13 protein-coding genes are annotated in these 20209 nt (G+C 46.7%); 2 read left to right on the top strand and 11 right to left on the bottom strand.

Annotation, left to right across the window (positions count from 1 at the left end; translation table 11 throughout):
• Positions 1 to 745: 745 nt before the first annotated feature.
• Positions 746 to 2458, top strand: coding sequence for a methyl-accepting chemotaxis protein (locus EQU24_RS09970; protein ID WP_244310910.1), 1713 nt, complete (start codon positions 746 to 748; stop codon positions 2456 to 2458).
• Positions 2459 to 3053: 595 nt separating this feature from the next.
• Here EQU24_RS09970 and EQU24_RS09960 read toward each other — a convergent pair.
• The 8 genes from EQU24_RS09960 to EQU24_RS09925 form a co-directional block, all read right to left on the bottom strand.
• Entirely contained in the window at positions 3054 to 4886 is a 1833-nt protein-coding gene (locus tag EQU24_RS09960) for a V-type ATP synthase subunit A (RefSeq protein WP_017839648.1), read from the bottom strand.
• Positions 4887 to 4895: 9 nt separating this feature from the next.
• Positions 4896 to 5582: a DUF2764 family protein gene (locus EQU24_RS09955; RefSeq protein WP_017839649.1), complete on the bottom strand. Its 687-nt coding sequence runs from the start codon at positions 5580 to 5582 to the stop codon at positions 4896 to 4898.
• Positions 5579 to 6268, bottom strand: coding sequence for a V-type ATP synthase subunit A (locus tag EQU24_RS09950; protein ID WP_014148135.1), 690 nt, complete (start codon positions 6266 to 6268; stop codon positions 5579 to 5581). The genes EQU24_RS09955 and EQU24_RS09950 overlap by 4 nt, the downstream gene beginning before the upstream one ends.
• A gap of 11 nt (positions 6269 to 6279) precedes the next feature.
• Positions 6280 to 6729, bottom strand: coding sequence for an ATP synthase subunit C (locus EQU24_RS09945; RefSeq protein ID WP_014148134.1), 450 nt, complete (start codon positions 6727 to 6729; stop codon positions 6280 to 6282).
• Positions 6729 to 8525 carry a V-type ATP synthase subunit I gene (locus tag EQU24_RS09940; RefSeq protein WP_017839650.1) on the bottom strand — a complete coding sequence of 599 codons (1797 nt, stop codon included), beginning with the start codon at positions 8523 to 8525 and terminating at the stop codon, positions 6729 to 6731. The genes EQU24_RS09945 and EQU24_RS09940 overlap by 1 nt, the downstream gene beginning before the upstream one ends.
• Positions 8526 to 9128: a V-type ATP synthase subunit D gene (locus EQU24_RS09935; RefSeq protein ID WP_017839651.1), complete on the bottom strand. Its 603-nt coding sequence runs from the start codon at positions 9126 to 9128 to the stop codon at positions 8526 to 8528. It lies immediately after the preceding gene.
• Positions 9109 to 10470: a V-type ATP synthase subunit B gene (locus EQU24_RS09930; RefSeq protein ID WP_017839652.1), complete on the bottom strand. Its 1362-nt coding sequence runs from the start codon at positions 10468 to 10470 to the stop codon at positions 9109 to 9111. The genes EQU24_RS09935 and EQU24_RS09930 overlap by 20 nt, the downstream gene beginning before the upstream one ends.
• 255 nt (positions 10471 to 10725) lie before the next feature.
• Positions 10726 to 11874 (bottom strand): sensor domain-containing diguanylate cyclase, encoded by a 1149-nt coding sequence (locus tag EQU24_RS09925; RefSeq protein ID WP_017839653.1) that lies wholly within the window; start codon positions 11872 to 11874, stop codon positions 10726 to 10728.
• Between the two features lie 830 nt (positions 11875 to 12704).
• Between EQU24_RS09925 and EQU24_RS09915 the strand changes: the two genes are divergently transcribed.
• Positions 12705 to 13244, top strand: a complete 540-nt coding sequence (locus EQU24_RS09915; RefSeq protein WP_017839654.1) for a hypothetical protein — start codon at positions 12705 to 12707, stop codon at positions 13242 to 13244.
• A gap of 20 nt (positions 13245 to 13264) precedes the next feature.
• Here EQU24_RS09915 and EQU24_RS09910 read toward each other — a convergent pair whose 3' ends face one another.
• The 3 genes from EQU24_RS09910 to EQU24_RS09900 form a co-directional block, all read right to left on the bottom strand.
• Complete coding sequence (locus EQU24_RS09910) at positions 13265 to 16060, bottom strand: EAL domain-containing protein (protein WP_017839655.1); 2796 nt, start codon at positions 16058 to 16060, stop codon at positions 13265 to 13267.
• A 1282-nt stretch (positions 16061 to 17342) separates the two neighbouring features.
• On the bottom strand, positions 17343 to 17855 hold the full coding sequence (locus EQU24_RS09905) for a hypothetical protein (protein ID WP_017839656.1): 513 nt from the start codon (positions 17853 to 17855) through the stop codon (positions 17343 to 17345).
• Entirely contained in the window at positions 17855 to 20110 is a 2256-nt protein-coding gene (locus tag EQU24_RS09900; protein ID WP_017839657.1) for a heavy metal translocating P-type ATPase, read from the bottom strand. The genes EQU24_RS09905 and EQU24_RS09900 overlap by 1 nt, the downstream gene beginning before the upstream one ends.
• Between the last annotated feature and the right edge of the window lie 99 nt (positions 20111 to 20209).

The raw sequence follows: 20209 nt of genomic DNA, 5'->3' as shown, positions 1-20209 counted from the left end.
CGCAATTGAAGGATTGAATCTATGGAGTAAATTCAAATTTGCGTTTACGCGCCTGATGATACAGGTTATTTTTATGATTTAATTCATAACTTCGCTTTTTTTAGGGATATAACCTTATACAATTAAAGTAAAATACTCATCTGCCGATTTATAAGCTATCCTAATTAACGAAATAACCTGCTGATTGCTCGACTAAGCGATGGAAACGAAACATCCCTTTTCGTACTTCAAATTTTGGTAGGGCTTAAGGATTCGCAGGGGTGTTAGGTCATTTTGCTCAGTGCAAAAAAAAGCCATTCCGGCCGTTTCCGGCGATTGGATTTGCAATCAGCACGTAATTAATTTTGGATCTATTTGGGTACAGACTTAGAACGCAGCTTCGCCTCATTAATCCGAAAAAAGCATTTCACCATGAAGAATAAGAGGTTAATTCAATAGCTATGCATATGCATAGAACTCTCGTTAATCCAATAGATTAGTGAGAATGTTTACCTAATATCTTGAAATACTTCATGAGCTTGATGGTTAAACTGCCGAATTCAGGTTAATACGCAGGGACTCGAAATATTTATGAATTGATTAACGATTAACCAAAGCCAAACATTTACTTTTTAACAACTATATCCGTAACCAGACTTGAGCTGTACGGCCAATTGACAATGCATATCGCATATAATATTCACTCAGGATATGCCGGAGAACAAATATGATAATGATGAATTGGAATTCTGTTGGCGTTAAAGTAGTGGCTATCACCCTTACGGGACTGGCAATTATAGCTTGCGGCTTATTGATAACTTACGGCGTATCGGAAAAACAAAAACTAATCGAATCCGAAATTCAAAATGCCAAGAACCTGCTGCTGGTTTCCGAGTCGGTTAGGGAAAACACCAATCAAAAATGGGAAAGCGGTATTTTTTCTGTCGAGCTTGTAAAAATAATGGCCGGCGACAGCATCAATCCGGCACGAAGAGCAAAAATATTGGCGACGGTCCCGGTCATGAATGCAATGGATGTCGCCGAAGCCAAAGCTAAAGAAGGGAACTTCCGATTCAAAGCACCTCGAGTCGGCGCGAGAAATCCTGCTAACGAAGCTGATGCGCTGGAACAAAAAGCCCTTCAGTTTTTTCAAAATAATCCCCAGTCCACCGAATATTCCTACATTGATGAAGAAACCCAAGAAATCCGTTACTTTAGACCGGTAAGACTGGCCAAGCAATGCGAACTCTGCCATGGCGATCCGGCTACATCTAGCGAACTATGGGGTAATTACACAGGAAGCGATATTCTTGGTTATCGAATGGAAAACAAACGCGCCGGCGACCTTCATGGCGCTTTTGAAATCATCACCCCGTTGAACCGAGTCAATGAACAACTAAGAACCCATGTTCTGTACGCAATAGGCTTTACGGTTATCACGTTGATCGTAATAGGTGCTGCCGGTTATATTTCGATGAACCGCATCATCATTGCACCGTTAACCGATCTGGCACTAAAATTACAAGATATTGCCAGTGGAGAAGGCGATCTCAGAGCCAGGCTGAAAACCGAAGGAAAGACCGAATTTGCTTGGGTTGCGCATAGCTTCAACAATTTCGTAAAAAAAATAGCCAAGACTGTCGACCATATCAGCACGACCAGCGAGCAACTGACTCAAGCCTCGCAACGCCTTGCCCATATTTCCGAGGAAACCGAACATGGTGTCGATAGGCAGCAATCCGAAACCACACAAGTAGCCACGGCAATGGAAGAGATGACAGCCACCGTTCAAGAAGTCGCCCGCAATGCGGTTAAAGCTTCAGAGGCCGCATCAAAAGCAGACGCCGAAGCGCTGACAGGCAAAAATGTTGTGACGGCCGCCGTTGCAGACATTAACCGATTGGCATCCGAAGTGGAAAATGCCGCGCATGTCATTCATGAACTTCAATCGGATAGTAATAGCATCGGCGAAGTACTGGGCGTCATTCAAGGTATCGCCGAGCAAACCAACCTTCTGGCATTGAATGCCGCAATCGAAGCAGCCAGAGCCGGAGAACAAGGTCGTGGCTTCGCGGTTGTCGCCGATGAAGTCAGAACGCTTGCCAGCCGCACGCAAAATTCAACGCTGGAAATCCAAAAAACGATAGAACGCTTACAAGCACGTGCGGAACAAGCAGTCAAAGTTATGGAAAACGGAAAAAAACAAGCCACGACCAGTGTCGAGCAAGCCGCATCGGCCGGCGAAGCAATCGCCAGCATTAGCGACAAAATCGATACGATCAACGACATGAACAATCTAATCGCAAACGCCGCCGAACAACAAAGCATGGTTGCCGAGGAAATCAACCGCAACATTAGCAACATCAGTTCCGTTTCCAACGAAACATCGATCGGCGCTAGAAATACAACAACCGCATGCCGAGAATTGTTGACCTTGGCCAGCCAATTGAAAGAAATGGTTGGCCAATTTAAAACATAGGAGGCCAGCAATACCCTAGACAGGTTTCGGTGGCAGGGATAGCCTCCGTCAAGCCATGGACATATTTACCAGCAATTCCCAATTTGGAGATCAAAAAGGGTGTGGGGTATGCTTGGCGAGGATGTCGGCAGCAGGGCAGATTTTTGCTCCATGCAAAATCTGCATTCACGCCATCCTTGGCGTTCGAGCTGCCGCCAAGCCCCCATGGATGGGTTTACGGCGTTCCTCGACAGGCATACCCCACACCCTAAAATCGGCGAAACTGCTCAAACAGGGAATCGCTGGGTTGAATGCAAATTTTGCATATACCTTTCGTACTTCAAATTTCGGCAGTGCCTAAGGAGGCACCGGAGTGCCTGGCAAAGGCTTTGCCAGCATGGATGCTGGCATAGAGCCTACATGGACGTATTCACGGCGTCCTTTGCCGGGCCCCGGTGCCGAATTTTAATCCACGATGAGTATAGCCAAGAATAGCGTGTAGCAGGACAATGCAAGAGCAATTGCCGAGGAGCAAAATCCGCCCTACCGTCGACACCTATCAATCGAGCAACCGAACCTGACTACCCTATACATAAATATCGCAGACTCGTCTAAGTTAACCCGGATTATCGACCGATTTATACAAACTCTCTATTTTAGCGAGTAAATCGTTATATTCGGCTGAACGCCAAACCGCATAATTTAGATTTTTGAAGTGTCCGGTCAGACGAGTAAAATAATCCCGCACATGGTTTTGGTCGGTAAAGCGATACTCCGCATCGACCAACTTGATAATCAGCATAAATATTTCTTTTTGCCGCTCAAGCGGAACCGACACGTCAACAGCGTCGAAAGCATCCTGTTGCAGATAGATCATATCGACGAACAAGGCTTGCTGATACAGCACAAAATCGTCCAAAGTCACGCCTTCCTCGCCGGCGACTTGTATCATTTGATAGACACTGTCGCCCCGAACAAGCAAGTCTAAAACTTTGGATACGCGTTCAGTCCACCCTGAAATAAGCTCACGATCATACCAAGACCTAAGCTGCTCTAAATAACGAGACCAGGATAGCAACGGATCGACAGCCGGATAAAAACGTTTATAGGCCCGGTCGGCACTCAGTCCTAAAAAAGTCTTGACCGTGCTCAAGGTCGATTGCGTAACCGGTTCCTCGAAATTACCGCCGGCCGGCGAAACGGTTCCGATCATCGTCAGACTTCCGGTTCCTCCGTCACGGTTTTTTATTACGCCGGCTCGCTCATAAATATTTTTGATCGCCGAGTCTAAATAGGCCGGAAAAGCCTCTTCGCCCGGAATCTCCTCGAGCCGCGCCGACGTTTCGCGCATCGCCTGCGCCCAACGAGACGTCGAGTCGGCCAGCAACAGCACATTCAAACCCATTTGCCGATAATATTCACCGAGCGTGATTCCCGTGTAGATCGACGCCTCCCTGGCCGCAACCGGCATCGACGAAGTGTTACAGATAATGATCGTGCGGTCCATCAACGATCCGCCGGTCTTCGGATCGATGGTCATCGGAAATTCGGTGATGGTCTCGACGACCTCGCCGGCTCGCTCCCCGCAAGCGACCACGATGACAATGTCAACCTCCGAATTTCTCGATATCAAACTCTGTAAAACCGTCTTACCTGCGCCGAAAGGCCCGGGGATACAGCCGGTGCCGCCTCTGGCAATCGGAAAAAAAGTATCGATCAAACGTAAATGCGTTATTAAGGGGTCAGATGGATATTGGCGTTGCACCACATTATTGCGCAGCAATTGTTGCGATAACGGCAAGCGAATCGGCCATCGCTGTTTGAGCGTAATGATTCGCTCTTTGTCGTTGGCCAGTTTGATTTTTGCGACGGCCTCATCGACCGTAACATTACCTTCCTGAATCCAAGTCACCTCGATCTCGCCATTGATGTCGAACGGCACCATGATCTTATGACTGAATCGGCGCTCCTGAACGGCCCCGATCGCACAACCGGCATAGAGTTTTGCACCGGCTTGTACGCACGGTGTGAATGCCCACTTGGTATTTTGATCCAACGCAGGCAAATCGACTCCACGAGGCAAAAAATAGCCGTATTCGGTCGCCAATAAATCGAGGGGATTTTGCAAGCCGTCATAGACTTGTCCCAAAAGCCCGGGCCCAAGTTCGACCGACAGTAATTCGCTGGTCAACACAACCGGATCGCCAACACCGACTCCTGTTGTGTTTTCATAAACTTGCGCATCGGCACGATTGCCGTAAATACGCAATATTTCTGCTTTAAGCCGCTCTTTATGTTTAGCTTCGCTTCGGCTCGGCAAAATGTAAATGACTTCATTCTTCGTCAGCGGCGTGTCAGCAACCGATTCGATCGATACAATATCGTCCTGAACAGAGACGACTCTCGCCGAAGCCTGATCCAAACCCGTTGTCAATGTGCTTTCATTCATCGTAGAAATTTATCCAAATTCAATCGAAACGCCGTCTAATCCGGCCGAGACTAATTCGTCAAATCGTAAAACGGCCTGCTCTTTGTCGTAATGGGTCCAACGGTTAATGACATCCCATTTCAATACATAAATGACGACTGCGGGAAAATCGAAGTAATGCCCCTGCCCGACTCTCTGATAATGCCGCCAAATCAACTCGAGAATCAGTCTTTCCAACTCCAGCGGCCGATCTTGTTCAATCAATTCGCTGGCTTGTCTAACCCAAGGCAATAAGGCATCCATTCCGAAAGCCGATTCACGCCAATGTTTTTTGATAAAGCGTAAACGCTCGCCAAAACCGTCAAAAGGCGCGCCCAAGGTTAAACTCTCGCCGTCGCGCCTTCTTCTGAGCGCCGTCAAAATAGTCCTTAATTCCAAACGCCACATGACGATATCTTTTAGAAACGGGTTCCTGATTGCACGCCACATGACCATCCCTTGTTTAACGACGGCTTCGTCATCGAGTTCTTTCATTTTCGACCAATGCAGCAAGGCTTCAATTCTTGCCAAATCGTCGGCATCTTCGTTATCTAGCAAGGCCAAACGCTTATCCAACTGAATGCGCGAAATCGGCGGCTGACGGGTCTCGAATAGTTCCGTCGGATGGACAGGAAGGCTGCTAAGTAAAAGCGTATATTTATAATTTTCGCCGCTCACTTGACGATGCCTTGCAAGAGCGCTCTAAAACGCGGTTGTAAATGCTCCAAAAACAAAGTGGCAACGGCTTCATCGGTAAAATCGATGACCATGTTGTTCTCTTCAAGCTTGATTACGATACCCGATTTGATTTGATCCGAAACTTCAAAGGATACGCCATCGCGCAACAAATCCGATGCGATCGCGGCGGTCAGATGCGATAAGGCTCCTTGCTTAAGCTCCTCCGGGTTTCTTCGCAAATCCTCGACGCCGACGATATCCTCGGGTAATTGAAAAATGATTTTAGAATTTTGATCGAGCCCGGTTTTTTCTCGGACTCGGCCCGCCAATGCCAGTATCAATTGCTCGATAAATTCGGATTTGGCCATTTGTTTACCGACCACGCGCATGACTTCCTGACTAAAGCTACCGAGCAATGTATCGCGTAATTTAAGTAACGCATCCCGCCCCGCCAAGCGCAACGCATCGACACCGGAAGATTTAAGCGCTTCGGCTTCGGCTCGTGCTTTTTCAAGCAATAATTGCGCCTCTTGCTCGGCTTCCTCGACAATCCAAGCGGCTCGTTTTTGTGCGTTAAGGACGATATCCTCGGCTTTAGCTTGTCCGGCATTAATCGCTTCCTCTCTCAAGCGCTCGATCAATTTCTCGACGCCGCTCGATGCAACTTCCGCTTTTTCCGCTTTCATACTCTCGACTCTTAAGATTGAGGAATTCCGCCGCTAATTACTAGGGCGAAAATAAATGCAAAGACGGCAAAGCCTTCGACGATCGCGGCGGGGGCTACCGATAAGCCGAAAATCTCGGGTTTGGCCTTCGAGGCATGAATCGCCGAGGCGCAGCATTGCCCTTGATAAATCGCACTGAACATCAGTGCGAATCCGGCCAAGACGCCAACGGCAAAAATACCGGAAGCATTCGCTTCGGTAATCGGCCGATTCAGCGTAAACATCACGACAATGCCATAAATCACCTGAGAAGACGGCATCGCCGAAACCCCGACATAGCGACCGTGCCCGGTTTCGGTATCGAGCATCGCGCCGATCGCGGCTTGGCCTGCAACCGCACAACCAATAATGCTGCCGATCGCACCCAAGGCCATCGGCGCATATAAACCGATCCATCCTAAAATCACTAATACCTCAGCCATCAACGGACTCCTTTTTTGGAAAATGCTTTAAAGGGATAACCTTCATCGGAAACGCTCCAGTTATAAAATTCGATAAAATTCAAACGTAAACCATGTACCAAGCCACTCATCAAACATAACATCAGATTCAAGACATGACCGACGATTAAGATCAAAATACTGAACAACAACCCGGGACCGGGTAAGGCATGATAAACCTGCACCGCCAATTGATTAAAAGTCAGCGCCAACGATGCGCTAGCCAAACCCAATGCGAATAGACGCATATAACTGAGCACATCACCGAATAATTGAGTAATGCCGATCAAGCTCTTGACACCGTCCAGCAAACGCCAAAACAAGTCGCTCCAGCGTTTTAAACCTCGTTCGCTGCTGAACAGCAACAACAAAACGCCGCCCGTAGCCGGCAAAATAATGCCTACTTGACGCAACCCGTCATTATCCGTTGTCGCCGAAAGCCAAAAACAAAAACCGCCGACTACTGCCAACAGCCAGCCGATAGAGGCCAATGCCGTTAAGGAAGGGTATCGGCGATAGGCTCGAATCGCATTGGCCAAGGCAATATGCCCGACGCCGACCGCGATCGACAAGCGCATCATCCCGTCGAAATCGTTAATATCGATAATCTTTAATGCAGAAATAAATCTTTCTTCGGATGGACTGTAGCCGAAATAACCGCCCGATAAAACTCCCCAAACAAGCGAAACAAACACGGTGTTAGCAGCCAGGACTCTAAGTCTCCGATCCTTGATGCTCTGCCCGAGACTGCGCCATTTGAACATCAGTATTAACCCGAAAACCGCGGCATAACCTGCGTCGGACAGAATCATCGCAAAAAAAACGCTAAATGAAAAAAACACGACAATAGACGGATCCCAACCGTAATAATTCGGCGTTTGATAAAAATTGACGATATCTTCGCCGCCGGCCAGTTGCCGAGGATTATCGAGCAAGGTCGGAGGATTGTCGCCGGGATCCGGGTCTTCGACCAATACGGCCAAACCATGATGTTCGGCAAAACGAAGAAATTTTTCGGTATGTGCTTCCGGCAACCAGCCTTGCAAGGCGAACACGCCGGCCTCGTCGCGTGTAATTGTTTGCGCCTTGGCCAAATCGGCCTGATCCAGCGCCTCACTGAAATGCACCGTCATCAAGGTAATCCAGCGAGTCAAGGACTCTCGTTCGGCCTGTAAATCCTCGAGCGTCAATTCGACCTGGCTTCGCTGAGTTTTCAATGTCGAAAGCGGTATCGAGCCGGTATGAGTTCTTACCACCGGCATGCTGTTTTCGGGCGGCTCGGATTCGGCAACGACGACGACATAGCAATATAAATTATTCTGATAAACCGTCTGCCAAACCCAGTCGCAGTCCTCGAGCTTTTTCATCATTCTTTTGGGAATAATGTAAAACCATAATCGGTAACCGGCCAATTGCGCGGTTTCCGGTAACTGGAAGTCGCCCCACGGTTCAACCTCATCGATTCGTTTCGACAAGGCGTCGTAAATATCGGTCAACTCGCGAACTTTCGCCTTAATGGCCAAAACTTCCTCGGTAATCCTTTCAAGATCGAAACGCGTCGCGTCTTTGATTTGATGTCTTTTGTTCGCGCAGGCATTAAGATACTTAAGCGCTTCGACCACGCCTTCGGTATTTTTAGGCGCGCCGAACTCCTGCCCAGGCGGTTCGGCTAAAGGAATCAAGTGCAGACCGCCTAAGGCTTGCACTTGCTCCAATATCCGACGCTTATCGGACAACATGCCGCAAAAAGTAATCTTTTTCAGCTTGACGATTGCCATTTAGACACCTTGTTTAATACGGAGTTGTTTGGTCATTTTTGCCCGAACAACATCGGCTCGTTCGGCATCGGACAGATAAATACGGATTTTGCGTATATTGCGCTCCGTTTTAGGAATCAACACCTTATCGAACAAATTAACCTTTTGTGTCACTTTTTTGACCGCCGCTTCCAAAATCGTCAATCGACGCCTGTCGACCTGTTGCCGCAACTTCAACTCCAGCATAAGTTTCAATTGCACGACCAACGCATCGACCCAGTGCGGCTTCAGATAAGGCGAGTAGGTCATCGTCACTAGGTCAACCTTCCTTAGTATCGGTACCGTAATACCGACAATATTCTCCTCGCCTATTTCGACCGCCGAGACTTTAACCAGATCGTTTAAATTAATATCCCGATAGGACACCATCGGTAATGTTTCGCTCACTTTTTGCCGGCACTGTTCAATTTGCAGTTCGGTAGTTTTGAGCTGCGCCAAGCCTTTGGCCCGCTCGGCCATCAACTGTCTTCGTTTGAGATCGAGCGAAGGCAAATATTGCCGGTAGCGTTTAAGTTTGGCGCTTTCCTTATGCAATGAAGCCTTGTTAAGCGAGAGTCTGGCCATGACTTTTCTTCGGGAAATATTTATCGATCAAGGCTTGTTTCATTAATAACTCGCTTTCCTCGAAACATTCGGCCAAGGTTTGCCATCCTAAATCCAAGGCCTGTTCCAATGAAATAGAGACATTGATGTCCATGAAACGTTTTTTAAATAATTGCCCGAATCGAAGCAATTTTTTATCGTAATCGGACAAATCGAAAGCCATCGCCTGCTTTTGTTCGGCGTCGACCGAGCCCGCGTAAAAACGGATCATCGTATTCATGATTTGCGCATGATCCTCGCGCGTGACCTTACCGATGACATGTTGCTTCAACCTAGACAACGAACCGAAAGGATCGAGCATGCCGTCGTGCAAATAAAACTGGCCCTCGGTAATATAACCGGTATTGTCCGGAACCGGATGCGTCACATCGTTACCCGGCATCGTTGTCACCGACAAAATCGTAACGGAACCGGCACCTTTATAATCGCAGGCTTTTTCGTATCGGCGCGCCAACTGCGAATAGAGATCGCCCATATAGCCGCGGTTCGACGGAACATGCTCCATTGAAATACCGACTTCCTTCATTGCATCGGCGTAAGCGGTCATATCAGTCATCAACACCAACACCCGCTTGCCCTCTTCTACTGCAAAGCGTTCCGCGACCGCCAATGCCATATCCGGCACCAATAGCCGTTCGACGATAGGATCGGAAGCCAGATTGCAAAACATCACGGTCCTCGCAAATACTCCCGCTTCCTCAAATTGCGATCTAAAATAATGAAAATCATCGAAAATCAGGCCAAGCCCTGCAAAAACCACGATATCGGCATCAGCCTGAATGCCGATTCTAGCCAAAAATGCGTTAAACGGTTCGCCGGAAATAGAGAAAATCGGTATCTTCTGACTTTCCACCAGACAATTGAACAGGTCGATCATCGGCACTTGCGTTCGTATCATTTTCGAAGCTAAAACTCGTTTCATCGGGTTCACCGATGCACCGTTAATCGTCACTTTCGGGTCGGGCTTAAGCGTCGAACCACCGTCCATCGGCTCCCCCGTACCATTAAAAATCCGGCCAAGAATATTCGCAGAATAAGTCACTCGCATCGAATGACCTAAAAAACGCACCGACGCCGCAGTCGAAATGCCCCGAGTTCCCGAGAAAACCTGCAAAGCCACCTTGCTACCGTCGATTTTGATAACTTGTGCCAAAGATTCGCTGCCGTTGCCGTCTTCGACTTCGGCTAAATCCCCGAACCGGGTTGTGATTTCTTGGTTTGCGAAGGTATTGTCAACTTTCACAGTAATGATATTACCGACAATGGACAAAATATTGTAATGTCTGACCATATGTTCGATCATGCGTAACCCCGGAAATTAGCCTAAATATAAGCGGATTATAATATTGTAAGATGACGTTATGATAACAAGTCAAGCCGATATAGAGTCTTATTTTTGATATACGGCTCGGAATAGAGAAGTTAAGCAGTAGTTTCGCAATTGCGCGCTACCAAAACAATCGGCGATATCAGATTACCTATAGGCTTTTTCTTAATTAATCCTTTACTAGCCAATTTTCAGCACTGAGATGCCTATCAAAGGCTGTACGATGGAATCTTAATAGGATGCAGCACTGTCGATCGACGTTCGGTCAATAATAAAACCATTATTCTCAATCCGATTGCGGCCGTTGTGCTTGGCTTGATATAGCGCGGCATCGGCCGATTCAATTAGCCGCATCGCAATATCGGCTGCGCTCGAAAGTATATGCTTAGGCGCCGAATAAGATGCTGCGCCTATCGAAATAGTCACCTGAATCGGTTTACCATCGAAAACCATATTAAGCGCTTCAACCGTACATCTTATACGTTCGGCGATAGCTATTAATTTACTTTCGTCAAGGTTCGACAACAAAGCCACAAACTCTTCGCCACCGTATCTAGCCAAAACGTCGTTGTTACGTAGCAGATTTTTTACCGATCCTGACACTTGTTTAAGCACATAATCTCCGGCTTGATGTCCGTGGGTATCGTTGATTGACTTAAAATAATCGATATCGAGAAACAAACAGGACAATGGCTCGCCGCTTCGTTGGCAGCGGTCGATTTCTTCTCCAAGCCTTTGCTCAAGAAAACGTCTGTTGTTGACGCCGGTCAGTGTATCGATCAAACTGGTCCTGCGCATCATCTCGAAATTGAGATTATTTTCCAAACAAATACTGACCACCGAAATCATATGTTCGATAAAATCGGTCGCCATTGTATCGATAAAACGTTCCTGCTGAAAGCTACCGAAATTCAACGACCCTAGGTATTTTCCGCGTCGGATTAGCGGAATCAATGCGACACTAATAGGCTTTCGATCGGTATAGCTAAAGAATTCTGAACATTTTGGATGATAGGCGCCGATATAGGGTTTTACTGCAAAACCGAACAAAGTTTTCAACTGATGACGGTCTTTAAGCAGAGTTAATTGCTTTGTGGTCTTGATATCGAAACCGTCTTGTATCAAATACTCCGATAATTCGTTTTCTTTATCGACCAAACATAGACTGATAACATCAAGGTCGAAAAATGCCTTACCATCTTCAAGAATATGAACAATCATTTCGGATAAAGAATTTAAGTTAAGCAAGCGTCTTTCAAAAGCTTGAAATCGCCTTAAGGCGTTACTGTTATGCTGAACCCGATTGATCATGCCATCTAAATGACTTTGCAATATCGACAAATCGGTCGTTAAATCTTCTTCCAAAGCTAAATCTCTCATTAATAAAAGTCCTACTCCCTTACCAATATACTGATCAATTTTTTAGCGAAATTCGATCCAACGATAAAGATGGATGGCATTTAAGAGCTGGAAAAATCCATCCTTAGGGAACTTGACGGCTGATCTCGACCGCAAAGGATGACGGAAATCCCGATTTTGATGAAGCAAAATCCGATCCACTTCCGTCATCGCCGCCAAACACACCACAAACCCACCTAAGGATTAGGCGTTTTCCAATCAGATAAGGAGTAACAATCATCGCTACAGTTAGCCTTTAAAGATTAGCAGTAAAATAAAAATTTACGAATGCCGCAGTCTTTCTTATACCCTTTGCTGGTCAAATTTCGGCGCCGGGGGGTCCGTCAAAGGACGCCGTGAATACGTCCATGTAGGCTCTGTGACAGCATCCCTGCTGTCAAAGCCTTTGCCGAACACCCCGGTGCCTCCTTAGTCACCTGCCGAATTTTGAAGTACGAAAGGTATACATAAACTTTCCTGATTAGCAAGATGCTTCAGCTTGCTGAAGCCAATTGTCCGAGCAGTGGCCAGTCGTAGCCACTTCTGCGGGACGGGTTATTTAACCCGTCCCCAACGTTTCGGTTTGCCCTAAACATTTCGGCTAACTTCGGCCAAAGTCAAAACGTTTAGGACGGGGTTGCAAACCCCGTCCTGCTAGGGATATGCTGGTTTTTGGCCTTTAGCTGAAGAAACTTGCTAATCAGGTAAACTTTTTCACTAAGCAACTTGTTCGTTGAAACTTTGATGGTATTCTTTTGAGGTAAGCTTTATTTGACCACTCTCCGTTTAACCCTTCTTGTGGAGTATGCAAAATGAATCGAGAAACAGACAATTCAGCTAATCGTCCGGACGAAAACGTAACTAAAATGGTTGAGTCCATTGATCGCGATGTTGAACGTGGAGAGGACATTGTGATGGCAGGCTTATGTATCGTAATGATGTCGACTTTTTTTGCACCGGTGGCTCCTCCGGCAGTATTATTGCCTTTTGTCGCTGTTACTTTCGCCGTATCGGCGGGACTGGCAAGGTTAAATTACCGAAAAATCGAACGGAAATTGGCGAATTTCCTAGTGATGATTGAAGAACCGGAACAATCCAAACTCAAACCGCTTGAAGCGGTGTTTAAAGCATCCCCCTATGAATCGCTAAGTCAATCTTTTAATCCTTTTAAAAATATCAAGCGTACCGCTAAATCAATACTCGGCGGATTATTGATCAACCCGTTGTGGATGCCTATTTTCTATATGATTGGCCTACAAATCGATGAAGAAAAAAAATTGATCGCCCTGAATCAAGCCGTCATGTCTATCGAACAAGAACCAGTCGATAAGGCATTTGAGTTTTACGCGTAAATTGCAAGGCAAGAAAGCGATCATACCACTCGATTCGCTTTAATGAAGGGTGTTTCGCTTGGCTTACCGATTAAGTCTCCAGCAACCTTATTAACTCCCATCTTTTTAACCACATCAAAAACCCGGCGCGTACTCACCGACTCAACAACCGTAACTTTATCAAACGCTTGCACGGCTTCGACCATCAACTGTAAATTTTTGCTGCTGTCTTTGTGCTTTTCAATTTGATCAACGAAGTATCCACCGATTTTGACAAAGTCGACCGGCAAATGTTTAAGGTAAAAAAACGATGAAAATTCAATCCCGAAATCGTTTAATGCGCACCGGCAGCCGTATTCTTTAATGCGCCTTACAAAACGTTGAGCGATAACGAACTGCCCAATCACCGAAGATTCACTAATTTCGAATATGATTTGACTCGGATCAACCGCGTTTTTGTTTAATAATTCTGCCATATCCGAGCAAAAATCGGGGTCTAAAAACAAAGCGCCGGATAAACCGATCGAGATGCTAATCCGATTCCCTGATTGATTATAGAAAGCAAGTTCATTAATTGCCGTAACGACCAGAAGACGCTCTAATCGAGGCGCGAACCCTAGTTGCTCAGCATAAAGCCAATATTCATCCGGCGGAATCAAACTACGGTCATCTCGCCGTATACATAAGCGGACGTTAAAATAACTTTCGCAACGCTGATCGATATCCCAAACCGGCTGATAACTCAACACGAATCGGTCCCTATCGAAAGCGATATCAAATAAAACTTGCCATTCACTCCGCCTTTTGCCATTACCTTGACTATTACGCTCCCGATCAAAAAATAAATAGAAACCGTCTTTTTTTGCATGATGCATCGCCGAATGAGCATTAGCCCTTAATTGATCGACAGTATTGCCATGCTGCGGATAGAGCGCTATACCGATACCCGTTGATAAGAAAAGGTTTGGCGAATCGATTTCCACATTGTGTGATTGGACTTCATCAATGATTTTATTCGCTAATACAATAATCCCTCGCTGTTGACAATTCGGCATTATCAACGCAAAACGATTATCGCCAATACGATACAATCGATCGGAAGATCTCAGAATGGGCTTAAGTCTGCTTGCGACACGAAGCATGTAAGATTTATCGAAACGTAAATCGCCGGTACCACGCGGAGTCACATCAAATACCAGCAAGGCCAACTTGCCGCCATGTCTTTTAGCCGATGCGAGACGATCGGCTAATTCGGATTCAAAGCTTCTCTGATTGCCCAGACCGGTAACCGGATCGAAATTTGCCATGGTTAATAACTTTTGCTCAACGATATGTTCGACACTCATATCGACGCCCATCGAAAGCACAAATGCTTCTTGGTTTTCACCATCCTGATAAAACGGCGCATGAATCCAAAATATGTCGCGACTTCCACCTAGCTTCGATACTAAACGTCCTTCAATTTGCAGTCGCTGCGCATACCTGTCGTTTCTTAGCCTCGCTAATTGAGCCCGATGATGTTCCTCGGAAGACGGCAAATAGAGATCGAATAACTTACCGATAATCGAATCCCTTTCTTCACCCAATACATCCGCCGCCGCCTGATTCGCACACGCAATCAACCCATTCATCCGTTGCGTAATCATTATGACGGGGGCGGTACTCACCATACGATTAATAAAATCTCTTTCATCGGCTAAATTCCGGTTATGCTCTATGATTTCAAGGGTATTGGTATTTACGATTTGCTCCGCCAACTCAAGCTGTTGAGCCAATCCTAATACGGAATGATTCAGTTGATCTATTTCGTCATGAAAAAATGGAAACAGTCTTTTAGTCTTTACTTGCTGTCTGAATGCCGGAAATTGCCGACCGGCCAATAACGGAATCGCTCTTGACAGTCGGACCACGCGACCAATGAAAAACCAGAGGACAGTCGATAATACCAATAGCGATAAGAAAAAGCTCAGCAATGTTTGAATCCAAATTGATCTCCGCTTGGCATTTAAAACATCAATATCGTGAGTGATATCGTTAACAAAGACAAAAAATGGCGCACGATTTGTCTCCGAGTGATTCATACGTCTCATACCGAGCTCATAGTAGCGGTCTCCGAAAGATAACCGTTCGTTACGGTCGGCAAAACGGCTGACTGCGTCGCTCTTGGATAAAATACCTAAGATATCGAAATCCAAACCGGAAAATGTTCTAGCGGTTAATTTGACCGTATAATTCGGGTCTTCAGACGTGAGGGAATCTTCGACTAAAATGCCGATATCGTTATTCGTTAGCTTTTTGTATTTGATGATAATGTCTGCAAAAGACTGAGATACGCTCAATACACCGGCCGACTTTGACTGCCCCAACATTGGAACTATCGCTTGTTGAAAACAAGCATCGGGACATACAATCCTGTGAACCGGTTCTTCGGAATTTAAAACCTGATGCACATCAGCATTGGATATTGCCAGTTTACGTCCCCATGCACCAATGAGTCGCCCACTCTGATCGAATAAGGTAACATTTTCAATATCCCAAATTAATTGTAATTGCTCTCCATTACGCTCCAACATTTCGGACAGTTTTTTTTCTTTATCAGCATCTTCTACTGAGAATGCTAAACCTTCGGCGAGCTGGTCCAAAGTTTGGAATGCTTCGTTGGATAAAACCTGAGCGGTGTCGAATTGCTTGCTTTGAATATGTTCGCGTTCGAGCTTGAAAACCCGGTTCACTTCGTTATAAGCATAATAGAAATAAGCGCCATACACGAACAACATTCCTATGCCGAATAAAATCGATAATTTCCAGCGCAAACTGAAAAAAGGAGATTCATCCATCGGACTTACCAATCAAACCATGACATAAACACCTCTATAACCTGAATATTATGGCTCCGCATAGGGTGAACGACATAAAAAATGTGCCGTCGAATTCAACTGAAATAAATACTCTATTCGAGAGCAATCTGACCATTGCAGAAAAAACTATTGCTTGGCTTATCGTAGCCGGCCACACAAGACAATACCGACCGAATTACTTAAATTAAGCGATTAAAACATTAGGAATATAACTATTTTCAAATAGTTAACTGATAAGTTTTAACAAAAAATCGGCAGTTTAGCGCTTTCACCCCAATTAACCCTACGATGTTATACCCGTCGTAGATCAAAATTCGGCGCCTGGGTGTCCGCTAAAGGACACCGTGAATACGTCCATGTAGGCTCTATGACAGCATCCATGCTGCCAAAGCCTTTACCGAACGCCCCGACGCCTCCATACGCTAATGCCGAAATTTGAAGTGCTATAAGGTATACTTCACGCTTTCCGTATCTTCTGTTTCCAGGATTAAAGACAATTGAATTGGTTTAATTTATTTTCGAAATAAATAAATATTATAAATCAATTAATTATAAAATAATTTATGTGTAATCTCGGAACACTATGATAACAGGCTATTCGAAGCAATAAATTCTAACGGATGAAGTATAACCTTTTTATTCAATCAAGCTACTACTAATTTATCGGAAACCTATAATTCCGGCATGAATTGACGAAATCGATTCTAAAAATGGACTTAGGTTTTGGTCGTAAATAACTCGTTGACAGGTAAGCCACTGGTTTGACCAGTGAGACTATCAAGGCTTTGCCTTTAGATTTAGTTTTTAAAGACATTTGAATTGCTCGTCGAGGCTTAGCGAAATAAACATCAAGCTAAAAACGGCCAACCCACACCACTCTTTCCCAAGTTGCTATTAAAACATGTAGCCCGTATGCGGCTTAGCGGAATACTGGACTGGCGTGGCACCGAACTTCCCGGATTGTGCTGCGCTCCATCCGGGCTACGCTGTTTAGGGTTGCCGGAGGTTAGTACTGGTCGGATACATCACAGGGAAAAGTGCGAGATCGAACGCATAGCAACGGCAGCCCTTGGGGCTGCTAATAACCGTCAAACCCCCGCTTTGCGGGGCAATATGACTACCCTATTTTTCGGAGGGTCCGGTTGCTCGATTGGCAGGTGTCGGCAGCAGGGCCTGTCAAGCGAGTTGCCGAACCCTCAACAAAGCTCATATTTCCAGGACGTTATTTATGACAAAATCTTAAGTAAGCGCTCGCACTCCATTAATGCCAGCCACCATATTGCTTAGTCGGGTCACCTTTAAAGCCGGTAGACGTTCCCTTTCCACTCGACTTTTTATTTTGTCGAATCGCATTGATAGCGGCCTGAGCCATGTTTTGCTTAGTCACCCCCCCCAAATTTCTAGCCGATTCGACGACCAGCGTCGACATCGTCGAAATATCCTGCATCGCCAATGCCGAATCCATCACAACCGCTTCCAGTAATGTATTCTCGTCTACGGCAATCTCGAGCGTCACCGGATAAGCGGATCCAGGCGGCAATGCTATCGAATAGTGGGCTTCTTGATCGGGTTCGGCAGTAGCAATCGTCGATCCATTTTTGTCCTTCGCGAGAATTTTTCCACTAACAATCAATTCGTCTCGATCGGTCACGGTGCCCTCAATAACATGCGTAGAGCTGATCCCGACTTGTTTCGCGCTACTGGAAGAATCACCGCAAGCCACGACTACCGACACAATGGTCGCACAAAAAATAAGCTTAAATAAATTATTCATCACCTTCCTCCTAATTTCACCCACCGAAGCCGGTTGGCATTCATCACAACAGTGACCGACGACATTGCCATCGCGGCACCAGCAATCATCGGGTTCAATAAAATACCGAACAACGGATACAACAAGCCGGCCGCGACCGGAATACTGATTGTGTTATAAAAAAACGCGCCCAACAAATTTTGTTTAATATTGATGACTGTCGCCTTGGACAATTCGATGGCTTCGGGCACTTTCATCAACGAACCTTGCAAAATAACGACATCCGCGCTTTCGATCGCGACATCGGTGCCGGTACCGATCGCGATACCGACATCGGCTTGCGCCAGAGCCGGCGCATCGTTAATGCCGTCACCGACCATGCCGACCTTTTCTCCTCTCTCTTGTAATTCCTTGACGACGGCGGCTTTGTCCTGCGGCAACACTTGCGCCCTAACTTCCGAAATACCGGCCTGGCCGGCAATTGCTTTTGCCGTAACTTCGTTATCGCCGGTCACCATAATAATGCGTATGCCTTGCTCTTTAAGCTGTTTAATCGCTTGTTTAGAATCTTTTTTAATCGGATCGGCCACCGCGACAATTCCGGCGATTTCGTTATCGACCGCCAACAGCATCGGCGTTTGGCCCTGCTTCGATAATGCTTGCATTGGCTCCGAATAAGCCGCGCAATCGACGTCTTTTTGCGCCATTAGCGCAGTATTGCCGAAATAAACCTGACGTTTATCGATTTCAGCGCAAACTCCGTGGCCTGCAACGGCTTGGAAACGCCGTGCCCGTGACGTCTTGATACCGCGTCGCTCCGCTTCGGCCAAAATAGCTCCCGCCAAAGGATGCTCGGAACCCGACTCGATACTGGCAGAGATTTGCAGCACTTGTTCTTCGGAAAAACCGTTCACAGCCTCGATTGTTGAAACCGAGGGTTTACCTTCGGTAACCGTGCCGGTTTTATCGAGAATCACACAAGTCATTTTACCTGCCGTCTGCAAGGCTTCCCCGTTACGAATCAAAATCCCCATTTGTGCCGCCCGTCCGACCGAAACCATGACTGAAATCGGCGTTGCCAAGCCCAATGCGCATGGACACGCGATGACGAGTACCGTCATCGAAGTCACGAAGGCATACCCCAGGGACGGCTCGGGACCGAAGCCTAACCATATAAGAAATGTCAATACAGATAAGGCGACTACGGCCGGCACAAAAATACTCGAAATTCTGTCGGCCAAACGCGCGATATCGGGTTTGCTGCCTTGCGCCTGACGCACGCTTTTAATAATCTGAGCCAATGCGGTGTCGCGGCCGATTCGCGTCGCCTTAAAAATAAAACTCCCTTTTTGATTCATCGTGCCCGCGGCAACCGATGAACCTTCGGTTTTTTCGACCGGCAAGGGTTCGCCTGTCAACATCGATTCATCGACGGACGAATGCCCTTCGGTCACTGTTCCGTCCACCGGAATTTTTTCGCCGGGGCGGACCCGCAAGATTTCGCCGAGCCCGACATCGTGAATCGGAATATCGATTTCCTTGCCTTCACGGATGACTCTCGCGGTACGCGGTTGAAGCCCGATCAACTGACGAATCGCACCCGACGTTTTGCCGCGCGCTAAGGTTTCCAAACCGGAACCTAAATTGATGAACGCCAAGATAATCACGGCCGCTTCGAAATAAGCATGCTTGGCGAGCGACGGCAAGGCATCGGAATAATCGATCACGATCGACGAATACAACCAAGCCGAACCGGTTCCCAGCGCGATTAAGGTATCCATATTGGCCTGACCGTGAGACAGCGACTTGATCGCGCCGCTATAAAAATGCCAGCCTGAATAAATCAAAATACCCAAGGTCATCAAGGAAAGCTGCGGCCAAAACCATTGACCGGCTTCCGAACCGATTTCGGGCAGCCAGTTGAAATGATCGCCCAACATCAACGGAATACCCAACGCGGCAGCCGCTGCTGCTTTTTTCATCAACGAACGATAGCGTTTGAGCTCGAGTTCTTCCTGTTCGGAGGGATCTTCATCCAAACCTTCCATGACGGCCGCATCGTAACCCGCCGCTTTTACCGCCTTGGTCAATGCGTCCGGATCGGCATCGCCTTTGACTTGAGCCGAATGATCGGCAAAATTGACCGAAACCTCGGCCACGCCTTCAACTTCCGCCAAGGCGGTTTCAACGGCTCCAACGCACCCGGCACAACGCATGCCCAAAATCGACAGGCGCAGTTCGGGCATCGTCATCTCGGATTCGTTTTGTGTGCTCATAATAATCTCCGAATAGAAGTGAATAAGGTTAAAGGGGCAAGGCTTAAGGTGCAAGGGGCAAGGAGCTTAAGGGGCAAAGCACCTTTCATCTTTCACCTT

This window comes from Methylotuvimicrobium buryatense (genome assembly GCF_005931095.1).
GTDB classification, from domain to species: Bacteria; Pseudomonadota; Gammaproteobacteria; order Methylococcales; family Methylomonadaceae; genus Methylotuvimicrobium; species Methylotuvimicrobium buryatense.
The sequence above is the reverse complement of the archived record's forward strand: the minus strand, read 5'-3'. Positions and strand labels throughout refer to the sequence as shown.